The 11,491-nt window shown below is 63.7% G+C and carries 10 protein-coding genes; 8 read left to right on the forward strand and 2 right to left on the reverse strand.

Going from position 1 to position 11,491, the window contains the following annotated elements; genetic code table 11:
- Positions 1 to 10: 10 nt before the first annotated feature.
- A complete protein-coding gene (locus AC04SI_RS08035; protein ID WP_404276064.1) occupies positions 11 to 679 on the reverse strand; it encodes a haloacid dehalogenase type II in 669 nt (222 codons plus the stop codon).
- 319 nt (positions 680 to 998) lie between these two features.
- On the opposite strand from AC04SI_RS08035, the gene AC04SI_RS08040 reads away from it, so the two are divergent.
- From AC04SI_RS08040 to AC04SI_RS08070, 7 genes are all read left to right on the forward strand, one after another.
- Complete coding sequence (locus AC04SI_RS08040; protein ID WP_404276065.1) at positions 999 to 1,838, forward strand: GNAT family N-acetyltransferase; 840 nt, start codon at positions 999 to 1,001, stop codon at positions 1,836 to 1,838.
- 14 nt (positions 1,839 to 1,852) lie between these two features.
- Complete coding sequence (locus tag AC04SI_RS08045; protein WP_404276067.1) at positions 1,853 to 3,226, forward strand: aspartate aminotransferase family protein; 1,374 nt, start codon at positions 1,853 to 1,855, stop codon at positions 3,224 to 3,226.
- Positions 3,227 to 3,493: 267 nt separating this feature from the next.
- Entirely contained in the window at positions 3,494 to 4,186 is a 693-nt protein-coding gene (locus AC04SI_RS08050; RefSeq protein ID WP_404276462.1) for an HAD-IA family hydrolase, read from the forward strand.
- A gap of 64 nt (positions 4,187 to 4,250) precedes the next feature.
- Positions 4,251 to 5,861, forward strand: a complete 1,611-nt coding sequence (locus tag AC04SI_RS08055; RefSeq protein ID WP_404276069.1) for an ABC transporter substrate-binding protein — start codon at positions 4,251 to 4,253, stop codon at positions 5,859 to 5,861.
- An 86-nt stretch (positions 5,862 to 5,947) separates the two neighbouring features.
- Positions 5,948 to 6,898: an ABC transporter permease gene (locus tag AC04SI_RS08060; RefSeq protein WP_404276071.1), complete on the forward strand. Its 951-nt coding sequence runs from the start codon at positions 5,948 to 5,950 to the stop codon at positions 6,896 to 6,898.
- Entirely contained in the window at positions 6,895 to 7,746 is an 852-nt protein-coding gene (locus tag AC04SI_RS08065; RefSeq protein ID WP_404276073.1) for an ABC transporter permease, read from the forward strand. The genes AC04SI_RS08060 and AC04SI_RS08065 overlap by 4 nt, the downstream gene beginning before the upstream one ends.
- Positions 7,743 to 9,398, forward strand: a complete 1,656-nt coding sequence (locus AC04SI_RS08070; protein ID WP_404276075.1) for an ABC transporter ATP-binding protein — start codon at positions 7,743 to 7,745, stop codon at positions 9,396 to 9,398. The genes AC04SI_RS08065 and AC04SI_RS08070 overlap by 4 nt, the downstream gene beginning before the upstream one ends.
- 49 nt (positions 9,399 to 9,447) lie before the next feature.
- On the opposite strand, the gene AC04SI_RS08075 is transcribed toward AC04SI_RS08070, so the two are convergent.
- A complete protein-coding gene (locus AC04SI_RS08075) occupies positions 9,448 to 9,924 on the reverse strand; it encodes an Lrp/AsnC family transcriptional regulator (RefSeq protein WP_127407051.1) in 477 nt (158 codons plus the stop codon).
- Positions 9,925 to 10,147: 223 nt separating this feature from the next.
- On the opposite strand from AC04SI_RS08075, the gene AC04SI_RS08080 reads away from it, so the two are divergent.
- On the forward strand, positions 10,148 to 11,473 hold the full coding sequence (locus AC04SI_RS08080) for an NAD(P)/FAD-dependent oxidoreductase (RefSeq protein WP_488474082.1): 1,326 nt from the start codon (positions 10,148 to 10,150) through the stop codon (positions 11,471 to 11,473).
- The last annotated feature ends 18 nt before the right edge of the window (positions 11,474 to 11,491 follow it).

The raw sequence follows: 11,491 nt of genomic DNA on the forward strand, positions 1-11,491 counted from the left end.
TCCGCCTGTTTCAGAGACCGACCACGCCTGGAAGACCCGAAATGTCGGCGATCTCGACATAGCCGTAGTACGGGTTGGCTGGTTCGTGGCCGCGATTGACCCAGACCTTGTTCTTGATGCCGAGGTCGTGGGCAGACATCAGGTCGTAGCGAAACGACGACGAACAGTGAAGGATATCCTCCGGGCCGCAGCCCAGCATGTCCAGCATATATTCAAAGGCTTGGAAACGGGGCTTGTAGGCCTGCGCCTGCTCTGCCGTGTAGACGGCATGGAACGGCGCGCCCAGCTTCTCGACATTGGACATGATCTGCGCGTTCATGGCGTTGGACAGGATGACCAGCGGAATCTCCTTGGCCACCTTCGCCAGGCCGGCCGGAACGTCCGCGTGGGGTCCCCAGGTCGGGACTCGCTCATACACCATCCTGGCGTCGTCGACGCTGAAGGCGACGCCGTTGCGCTTGCAGGAGCGCTCGAGCGCGTTGTGGACGACATCGGCATAGGGCTTCCAGTCGCCCATGATCTCGTCGAGCCGATAGGCCGCGAAGTTCTTGATGAAATCCTGCATGCGCGGCTCGTCGAGCCGGCTGCCGTAGAGATCGCGCGCCGCTTCCGCCATCTGGAAATGGGTCAACGTGCCATAGCAGTCGAAGGTGATGTATTTGGGCCTGAAAGAAGCCATGTCCGTCGATCTCCGGTGGAAGCACATCCGCGTTGGGATGCATTTCATCATAGGACGACAGGTGGCGACCCACCTCACCGAAATCGCCCTCCCGAAAGCAGAAAGTTCCGTATCCACCATCCGGTTTGGCACGCTGTAGCATCTGGTGTGCCGAGCACGACGCCGCGCGAGACGTGAAGCGCGTCCGCTGCGGTGAGTGCCAGCACAAGATGCGGCGCACCCCTAGCGCTACGGCGAAAGATATCGCCGAAGCCGAAGCCTTCAGACGATTAGCGACGCGCCAATGGTCGAGACTTGAGGGCAGACGAAAGGATGCCTCATGCAGCAGGGCGAGATCGAACTGCAGGCCTTCGGGCCGGACCATATCGAGGGGGCGGTAGCGCTTTCTCGCCAGGAGAATTGGCCGCATCGCGCGCAGGACTGGCAGATGGCGCTGCAGCTCTCGAGCGGCGCGGTCGCGCTCGACGACCAGGGCCGTGTCACCGGAACCATCCTGGTAACGCCCTACGGCACGGATTGCGCCATGATCAACATGGTGATCGTCGACAGGAATGTGCGGGGCAAGGGGCTCGGGCGCCGGCTCATGGACAAGGCCCTCGCCCTTGCCGGCGACCGTCCGCTGCGGCTTGTCGCGACGGTGGATGGCATGCCTCTCTACCAGAAATTGGGCTTCGTGCCCTCCGGTACGATCCTGCAGCATCAAGGCAAGGTTGCAGAGCTTGGCGCGCCCGACGGCGTGGAAGCAGCAGGTACCAACGATCTGCCGGAAATCAAGGCCCTGGACCGCGACGCCTATGGCGCCGACCGGGAAGCTCTGATCGATGCACTGGCCGAGCGCGGCCAGTTCGCCGTCATCCGCCACAACGGTGGCATCGAGGCCTATGCCGCGATCCGCCCGTTTGGACGCGGCGAGGTAATCGGGCCGGTCATCGCAGGAAGCGCCGACGCCGCCAAAGACCTGATCACCTTCTTCGCCGCGCCGCGCCGCGGCGCCTTCCTGCGCGTGGATACCGACAGCAGGACCGGGATTGCCGGCTGGCTCGAGGAAATCGGCCTCGCACATGTCGGCGGCGGCGTGGCCATGGACCGTCCGCCCAAGAATGGCGCGGAACAGGCCAGGTCAAAAGTTTACGCCCTCGCCAACCAGGCGCTCGGTTAGTCCGGAGAACAACAATGCTCGCCAATTCCCTTATCGAACTCGACCGCGCCCATCTCATCCATCCGGTTTCCTCATATCGCGGCCACGAGGCGCTCGGCGTGCGCGTGCTGAAATCGGCGAAGGGCGCGACCGTGACCGAAGCGTCGGGCCGGCAGCTCGTTGACGGCTTCGCCGGGCTTTGGTGCGTCAATGCCGGCTACGGCCACGACAGCATCGTCGAGGCGGCGGCCCGGCAGATGCGCGAGCTTCCCTACGCCACTGCCTATTTCGACCTCGGCTCGGAGCCGGCCATCCGGCTCGCCTCGGAACTGGCCGAGCGCGCGCCCGGGGATCTCAATCACGTCTATTTCACGCTCGGCGGGTCTGATGCGGTCGACAGCACGATCCGTTTCGTCCGCTACTATTGGAATGCCAGGGGCGAGCCGAAACGCAACCAGTTCATTTCCATCGAGCAGGGTTATCACGGGTCGTCGGTGGTCGGCGCGGGCCTGACAGCTCTGCCCGCCTTTCACGCCGGTTTTGGCATTCCCTTCGAATGGCAACACAAGATCCCCTCGCCCTATCCCTATCGCAACCCGGTAGGCGAGGACGCGAACACGATCATCGCCGCATCGCTCGCCGCGCTGAAGGCCAAGATCGAGGAGATCGGACCGGACCGGGTCGCTGCCTTCTATGCCGAGCCGATCCAGGGCTCGGGCGGTGTCATTGTCCCACCGAAGGGCTGGATCAAGGCGATACGCGAGCTCTGCAAGGAGTACGGCATCCTGTTCATCGCCGACGAGGTCATCACCGGCTTCGGCCGCACAGGACCCCTGTTCGCCTGCACGGACGAGGACATCGTTCCCGACTTCATGACGACCGCGAAGGGCCTGACATCGGGCTATGTTCCTATGGGCGCCGTGTTCATGGCCGATCATGTCTATGACGTCATCGCTGATGGTGCGGGCAACTCGGCGGTCGGCCACGGCTACACCTATTCCGCCCATCCCGTCAGCGCCGCCGTCGCGCTTGAGGTGTTGAGGCTCTACGAAGACGGCCTTCTGGAGAATGGCATCAAGGCCGGCGCTCGCCTGATGGCAGGATTGGAAGGCCTGAGCGATCACCCGCTCGTCGGCGATGTGCGCGGTCGCGGCATGCTTGCCGCGATCGAACTGGTGGTCGACAAGCAGAAGAAGACACCACTTCCCGCATCGGCCACGCCCGCGCGGCGCGTCTTCGACAGGGCGTGGGACAACGGCCTCATCATCCGTGCCTTTGCCAACGGGGTTCTCGGCTATGCTCCCCCGCTCTGCTGCACCGACGACGACATCGACGCGATCATCGAGCGCACGCGCCGGACGCTCGATCAGACGCTGGACGATCCAGATGTGCGCCAGGCCCTGGCATGACGGGAGACGAATACCGCGCGTTTCGAAATAGCGCCGGGGCAGGCGATTTCGCAATTTTGTGCCGCAGCCCTGCGCCTTTTCGGCGAATCCAGCGCGGGGGAAGTGCCAGACTGCTCCTAAGACAAGGCCAGAAGGCCCAAATTTCCGGGCTTTTGAAAAGGCCGACGCCATGGACAGCACGGAATTTTGTTCTGTTCAGCACCATGCAATTCGGCCGCGCGCAGAGGAGAGCCAGTCTTGGCCAGGGGCTTTAGCGAATTCAAATACATGACCTTCGATGTCGTCGGCACGCTGATCGACTTCGAAGGCGGCATAACGGCCTGCCTGGCCGGGATTGCAGCCGACGCTGGCGTCTCCATCGATGGCGAAGCCGCGCTGGCCCTGTACCGGCAGGCCCGCTACATGCCCGATGCGGGGCTGTTCCCTGACGATCTCGTACGTGTCTACATGGTCATCGCGGCGCAACTCGGCCTGCCGGCCGAGGAGAAATACGGCGTCCGCCTGCGGGACTCCGCCAGCACCTGGCAAGGTTTCCCCGACAGCGCGGCGGCATTGGCCGAGCTTGCGAAATCCCACAAGCTGATTGCCATGACCAATGCCCGGCGCTGGGCGCTCGACCATTTCGAGAAGCAACTCGGATCACCCTTCTTCGCCACCTTCACCGCCGACGACACCGGCACGGAGAAACCGGATCCGGCGTTTTTCCAGAAGGTCTTCGATTTCGTCGCCGCCCGGGGCGACAGCAAGGACGACATCCTGCATGTCGCGCAAAGCCAGTATCACGACATCGGCATATCCCGGGCACTTGGCCTGACCAATTGCTGGATCGAGCGCCGGCATGCCCAGAAGGGCTATGGCGGCACGATCGAGCCGGAGCGCTTCACCATGCCGGACTACCATTTCACCTCAATGGCCGCGTTGGCGGCGGCCGTTCGGGAAAGCCTGAAGGAACGAACCTGAGCCCAAGCCCGGAAAGCCGCAGCAAGACGAGCATCCCGACCAAACAAACAGAAAGGGGAATAACATGACCGACAAGATCACGAACTGGACCAGCGCAGACGATGCCATGGTCGAAAACGCCATTCGGCGAGGCGCGAGCCGCCGCGAGCTTCTCAAGATGCTGTTGGCCGGCGGCGCCGCGGTTGCCGCGGGCAGCGTGGTGCTTGGCCGCGCCACTGATGCCGTCGCCGCCGAGCCGGTTTCCGGCGGAAATTTCAAGGCGGCCGGCTGGTCGTCATCGACCGCCGACACGCTCGATCCTGCAAAGGCGTCGCTCTCCACCGACTATGTCCGCTGCTGCTCGCTCTACAACCGCCTGACTTTCCTCGACAAGGATGGCGTCACGCAGATGGAACTGGCCGAGAGCTTCGACAGCAAGGACGCCAAGACCTGGACCGTGAAGCTGCGCAAGGGCGTCGCGTTCCACGACGGCAAGGACCTCACCGCCGACGACGTCGTCTACTCGCTGAAGCGCCATCTTGATCCGGCGGTCGGTTCCAAGGTCGCCAAGATCGCCGCCCAGATGTCCGGCTTCAAGGCGGTCGACAAATCGACCGTCGAAATCACGCTCGCCGACCCGAATGCCGACCTGCCGACCATCCTGGCGCTGCATCACTTCATGATCGTCCAGGACGGCACCACGGACTTCTCCAAGGGCAATGGCACCGGCGCCTTCGTGCTCGAGACATTCGAACCGGGCGTGCGGTCGGTGGTCACCAAGAACAAGAACTACTGGAAGTCGGGCAAGCCCTACCTGGACTCCTTCGAGTTCATCGCCATCAGCGACGACAGCGCCCGCGTCAACGCCCTGCTTTCCGGCGACATCAATTTTGCGGCTTCGATCAATCCGCGCGCGATGAAGCTCATCGGCGGCCAGCAGGGCTTCGAATTGTCGAAGACGACCTCGGGCAACTACACGGACCTGAACATCCGGCTCGACATGGATCCCGGCAGCAAGGCCGACTTCGTGGCCGGCATGAAGTATCTCGTCAACCGCGAGCAGATCGTCAAATCGGCATTGCGCGGCCTCGGCGAAATCGGCAACGACCAGCCCGTCTCGCCGGCGAATATCTTCCATAACGCCGACGTCAAGCCGAAGGCTTTCGACCCGGACAAGGCGAAGTTCCACTTCCAGAAGGCAGGCCTGCTCGGCCAGTCTATCCCGGTGATCGCTTCCGACGCCGCGACCTCGTCGATCGACATGGCGATGATCATCCAGGCCGCCGGCGCGGATATCGGCATGAAGCTCGACGTCCAGCGCGTTCCGTCCGACGGCTATTGGGACAATTACTGGCTCAAGGCGCCGATCCATTTCGGCAACATCAATCCGCGCCCGACGCCGGACATCTTGTTCTCGCTCCTTTACGCGTCCAACGCGCCGTGGAACGAAAGCCAGTACAAGTCCGAGAAGTTCGACAAGCTGCTCATCGAGGCGCGCGGCCTGCTCGACCAGGCCAAGCGCAAGGAGATCTACGGCCAGATGCAGGCTATGGTCTCCGAGGAGGCCGGCACCATCATCCCGGCCTACATTTCCAACGTGGATGCCCTCTCCAGCAAGGTGAAGGGTTTGGAGGCGAACCCGCTCGGTGGCATGATGGGCTACGCAATGGCGGAATATCTCTGGCTCGAAGCCTAGGAGAAGCCTGCCGGGGGCCGGTCAGCCGGTCCTCGGCACTGCATTGCGCAAGATTGCTTGGCCGAACAACCGGAGGGAGCGCTTCCATGAAGTCTGGGGTTCTGAACCTCGTGCTGAAGCGGCTGGGGATCGCGGTCGTCACGCTTTTGATCGTCATGTTCGCCGTGTTTTTCGCCACCAGCATGCTGCCTGGCGACACCGCGTCGATCCTGCTCGGCCAGGCGGCGACTCCCGAAGCGGTCGCTGGCCTGCGCGAGGCCATGCATCTCAACGATCCAGCGATCCTGCGCTTCCTGCGCTGGCTTCTTGGCTTACTTCACGGCGACCTCGGCACCTCCTACGCCAACGAGATGCCAGTCGCGACGCTGATCGGCGGGCGCCTGGTCAACACCATGAAGCTCGCCGGCATCACCACGCTGCTCTCGGTGCCGCTGGCGCTGACGCTCGGCATCACCGCCGCGATGCTGCGTGGCTCCGTCTACGACCGCACCGTCACTGTTCTCTCGATCGGTATCATCTCGGTGCCGGAATTCATGGTCGCGACCCTCGCCGTCCTGCTTTTCGCAGTCTATCTCAAATGGCTGCCGGCATTGTCCTCGGTCAATGAAGCGCATTCGCTGACCGATCTCGTGCGCATCTATGCGATGCCGGTGATCACGCTCACCTTCGTCATCTCCGCCCAGATGATCCGCATGACCCGCGCCGCGGTGATCGAAACGCTCTCCACGCCTTATGTCGAGATGGCGCTTCTGAAAGGTGCCTCGCGCGGCCGCATGGTGCTGAGGCACGCGCTCCCCAATGCGCTCGGGCCGATCGTCAATGCGGTCGCGCTTTCGCTGTCCTATCTGGTCGGCGGCGTCATCATCGTCGAGACGATCTTCAACTATCCCGGCATCGCCAAGCTGATGGTCGATGCCGTCGCCACCCGCGACCTGCCGCTGATCCAGAGCTGCGCGATGATCTTCTGCCTCGGCTATCTCTTCCTCATCACAGCCGCCGACGTCGTCGCCATCATGTCCAACCCGAGGCTCAGATGACGATAGCGCGCGTGACAACCTCCCGACGGTCCTTCCTGGGCCACAGCTACAGCCTCGTGGGCGTCGTGGCCGCGCTGGTCATCCTGGCTTGGACGCTCGTCGCGATCTTAGCGCCCTACGTCATTCCCCATTCGATCGGCGACATTGTCGACGACGACTATTTCGGCCCGATGCGCCAGGGACTGTGGCTCGGCTCGGACTATCTGGGGCGTGATATGCTCTCGCGAGTTCTGATGGGCGCCCGCTACACCGTCGGCATATCGCTTGCCGCCGTCTCCATCGCCTGTTTTTCGGGCGTCGTGCTGGGGATGATCGCGGCCGTCACCGGTGGCTGGCTCGACACCTGCCTCAGCCGCTTCCTGGACGCCATGAACTCCATCCCCAGCAAGCTGTTCGGCCTTGTGGTCGTCGCTGCGGTCGGCTCGTCGATCCCGGTGCTGATCCTGACGCTCGCCGTCATCTACATCCCCGGCGCCTACCGCTTCGCGCGCGCGCTCGCCGTCAACATCAACACCATGGACTTCATCACCGTCGCGCGCGTCCGTGGCGAGAGCACAGTCTATCTCATCGGGTCCGAGATCCTGCCCAACATCATCCGCCCGGTGCTGGCCGACTTCGGCCTGCGCTTCGTCTTCATCGTGCTTTTGCTCTCCGGCCTGTCCTTCCTGGGGCTCGGCCTCCAGCCCCCGCTCGCCGACTGGGGCGCGCTGGTGCGCGAGAACATCGGCGGCCTGCCCTTCGCGGCCCCCGCCGTCATCGTGCCCTCGCTGGCCATCGCCAGCCTCACCATCAGCGTCAACCTGCTGATCGACAACCTGCCGCAGAAGATCAGGGACCGGGACGCATGAGCAATCTCGTCGAGGTCAGGAACCTGAAGATCGAGGCGAAGACCGACTCCGGACGGCTTGTCGAGATCATCAAGGGCGTCAGCCTCGACATCGCCGACGGCGAGATCGTCGCCCTGATCGGCGAAAGCGGCTCCGGCAAGACCACGGTGGCGCTTTCGCTCATGGGCTATGCGCGCCCCGGCTGCCGGATCACCGGCGGCGAGATCAACGTGAACGGCAAGAACATGGCAGCACTTTCCGAAAAGGAACGTGCCAGGCTGCGCGGCACCGATATCGCCTATGTTCCGCAAAGTGCCGCCGCCTCCTTCAACCCCTCATCCACGATCATGGAGCAGGTGATCGAAGTCACACGGATCCACAAGCTGATGCCGCCAGAGCGGGCCCGCCAGCGCGCGGTCGAGCTGTTCAGGGCCTTGTCGTTGCCGGATCCGGAAGGGATCGGCGCCCGCTATCCGCACCAGGTTTCGGGCGGGCAGTTGCAGCGGCTGTCGGCGGCCATGGCGCTCATCAGCGATCCCAAGCTGGTCATCTTCGACGAGCCGACGACGGCACTCGACGTGACGACGCAGATCGACGTGCTGAAGGCCTTCAAGTCGGTCATGCGGGCGGGCGGGGTAGCGGGTGTCTATGTCTCCCACGACCTCGCGGTCGTTGCACAGATCGCCGACCGCATCGTGGTGCTGAAAGGCGGCGAAGTGCAGGAGACCGGCACTACGGCGGCTATCCTTTCGGCTGCCCAACATCCCTACACGCGCGAACTGCTGGCCGCCTTCGAACCGAAGCCGCGGCAAGCGCATGCGGACGCGGATGCCGGGACAAAGCAGCTGCTGCGCATCGACAATGTGACGGCAGGTTATGGCGCGGTGCGGGCTGACGGACTGCCACTTATCCGCGCGGTCGATTCCGTCAGCCTGGTCGTCGAGAAGGGGCGCAATCTCGGGGTCATCGGCGAATCCGGTTGCGGAAAATCGACGCTGGCGCGCGTCATCGCCGGCATCCATCCGGCGGCGGCCGGCGACATCGTCTTCGACGGCAAGGATCTGCAACGCTCCGCCAGGAAACGCAGCCAGGACCAGCTGCGCGAGATGCAGATCGTGTTCCAATATGCCGATACCGCGCTCAATCCGGCGAAGCCCGTGGAAGACATCATCTCCCGCCCCCTGGCCTTCTATCACCGGCTCGACAGGCAGGCGCGCTCGAAGCGCGTCGACGAGTTGCTCGATATGGTGCGCCTGCCGAGAACGCTGCGCTACCGGCACCCATCGGAGCTCTCTGGCGGCCAGAAGCAGCGGGTGAACTTCGCGCGCGCCCTGGCGGCCAACCCCAAGCTCATCATCTGCGATGAAATCACCTCGGCGCTCGATACAGTGGTAGCGTCCGCAGTGATAGAGCTGCTCAAGGAATTGCAGCGCGAACTGGGACTCTCCTACATCTTCATCAGCCACGACCTCTCCGTGGTCGAGGCCATCTGCGACGAGATCATGGTCATGTATAATGGGGAGCGGGTGGAGCAGATCACACCCGACAAGCTGACGGCGCCAACCCACCCCTATTCCAAGCTTCTGTTCTCCTCAGTGCCGAAGCTCGACCCGACCTGGCTCGACGGCCTCGTCCGCGACCCCGAGCTCGTCAGCCAGTACGGACACCGATAGAGCGGTGGGGCGGTTTTGGGCTACCGGGACCCCCTCGGAATTGCTCTAACTACATCGGAAACAGGCTGGGCAGCGGCATGTGCGCCTTGACGATGGGCGACTTCAGCACCACGAAGCTGAAGTATTTGTCGATGCCGATATCCATGTCGGTCAGCCGCTCCATGATCGTCTGGTACTCGCCGATGCCGGCGGTCACGAATTTCATCAGATAGTCGTAGCCGCCCGACACGAGGTGGCATTCGATGACCTGGTCGATCTTCTCCACCACGGCGAGAAAGCGGGCGAAGTCCACCTGGCGATGGTTCTTCAAGGTGATTTCGGTGAACACGGTCAGCGTCTGGCCAAGCTTGCCGATGTTGACCTGCGCAGAATAGCCTTCGATGTAACCTTCCGACTGCAGTTTCTTGACCCGCATCAGGCACGGGCTTGGCGACAGATGCACCAGATCAGCCAGTTCCACATTGGTGATGCGGCCGTTCTTCTGCAATTCGTGAAGAATCTTGATGTCGATCCGATCCAGTTTCACGGCCGTCTCCGAAGATCGCATGCCACAGCACAAAATGCTGCCGTACTAATTTCCATCGACACTACCACAGCCCGCTGGCCTGTCCAACCGAGCGGGCACCGCTTTGAAACGCAGCGACTCCCGATTTCAGCCTGGTTGCCGGAATAAAATTCTGCTTCGACCTCAACTGCAGCAGCGGCTGCCTGCGCAACGCGCTAGATTGGCGCTTCAAGGTAGAGAGACCATGCGCGCGCCGCTGCAGCAAATCGAGACATCTGGCCAACTGCCACAGTCCGCGGACGCGGTGGTGATCGGCGGCGGCATTGTCGGTGTCTTCGCGGCCTACTATCTGGCCAGGCGCGGCATGAAGGTCGCGCTTGTCGAAAAGGGACGCATCGGCGCCGAGCAGTCCTCCAGGAACTGGGGATGGTGCCGCCAGCAGAACCGCGACGCGCGCGAGCTGCCGATGGCAACCCGCAGCCTCGATCTGTGGGACAGCTTCGCGACGGAAACCGGCGAGGACACCGGATTTCGCCGTTGCGGCCTGCTCTATCTCAGCAATGACGAGGCGGAACTGGCCGGCTGGGCGCGCTGGCGTGACTTCGCCAGGACGGCGGGCGTGACCACGCACATGCTCGACAGCGCTGGGGCCAGCGAGCGGGGCCGCGCCACGGGCCGGACCTGGAAGGGCGGCGTCTTCTCGCCGAGCGACGGCACCGCCGACCCGTCGCGCGCAGCGCCCTCGGTCGCCCGTGCCATCCTCAAGCTCGGCGGCACCGTGCACCAGAATTGCGCTGCGCGCGGTATCGAGACCGAGGCCGGCCGCCTGAGCGGCGTGGTCACGGAAAGCGGAACCATCCGGACCAAGGTGGCGATCCTGGCCGGCGGCGCCTGGGCCTCCTCGTTTTGCCATCAGTTCGGCTTCCGCTTTCCGGAGGCGTCGATCCGTTCCTCCATCCTGTCCGTCTCGCCCGGCGCTGAAGGTCTGCCGGATGCGCTGCACACGGCAAGGATCTCGGCCACGCGTCGCAGCGACGGCGGCTACACACTCGCCATAAGCGGACGCGGCCGCGTGGATGTGACGCCGCAGCAGCTGCGTTTCTCGTCGCAGTTCCTGCCGATGTTCCTGAAGCGGTGGCGAAGCCTCGCGCCAGGTGGGCTGCAGGGCATGCGCTCGGGCCACGAAACGCTCCGACACTGGCGGCTTGACCAGCCGACGCCGATGGAGCGGATGCGCATCCTCGATCCTGTTCCGGATAGGGCGACGATCCGCCTGACCCACGCCCGGGCTCTCGAACTGCTGCCGGCTCTGCGCCAGACCAGGATCAGTGCGGCCTGGGCCGGTTACATCGACAGCACGCCGGACGGCGTGCCTGCCATCGGTGAGATCCACACCGTTCCCGGTTTCTTCCTGGCTGCCGGATTTTCGGGGCACGGGTTCGGCATCGGGCCCGGCGCCGGCCATCTCGTCGCCGATCTGGTGACCGGTTCGGAACCGATCGTCGATGCGACATCCTATGATCCACGGCGCTTCGAGGCGTCGGCCTGGGGCAAGGTCGCCGACTTCTAGAGAGCGGCAGAACCCCAC

The organism is Mesorhizobium sp. CNPSo 4689, from assembly GCF_057784325.1.

What these genes read in the sequence shown, in the direction of transcription:
- AC04SI_RS08080 (WP_488474082.1), top strand. Translation starts at nt 10,148, where the DNA reads ATGCGCGCGCCGCTGCAGCAAATCGAGACATCTGGCCAACTGCCACAG.
- AC04SI_RS08045 (WP_404276067.1), top strand. Translation starts at nt 1,853, where the DNA reads ATGCTCGCCAATTCCCTTATCGAACTCGACCGCGCCCATCTCATCCAT.
- AC04SI_RS08035 (WP_404276064.1), bottom strand. Translation starts at nt 679, where the DNA reads ATGGCTTCTTTCAGGCCCAAATACATCACCTTCGACTGCTATGGCACG.
- AC04SI_RS08060 (WP_404276071.1), top strand. Translation starts at nt 5,948, where the DNA reads ATGAAGTCTGGGGTTCTGAACCTCGTGCTGAAGCGGCTGGGGATCGCG.
- AC04SI_RS08065 (WP_404276073.1), top strand. Translation starts at nt 6,895, where the DNA reads ATGACGATAGCGCGCGTGACAACCTCCCGACGGTCCTTCCTGGGCCAC.
- AC04SI_RS08050 (WP_404276462.1), top strand. Translation starts at nt 3,494, where the DNA reads ATGACCTTCGATGTCGTCGGCACGCTGATCGACTTCGAAGGCGGCATA.
- AC04SI_RS08040 (WP_404276065.1), top strand. Translation starts at nt 999, where the DNA reads ATGCAGCAGGGCGAGATCGAACTGCAGGCCTTCGGGCCGGACCATATC.
- AC04SI_RS08070 (WP_404276075.1), top strand. Translation starts at nt 7,743, where the DNA reads ATGAGCAATCTCGTCGAGGTCAGGAACCTGAAGATCGAGGCGAAGACC.
- AC04SI_RS08055 (WP_404276069.1), top strand. Translation starts at nt 4,251, where the DNA reads ATGACCGACAAGATCACGAACTGGACCAGCGCAGACGATGCCATGGTC.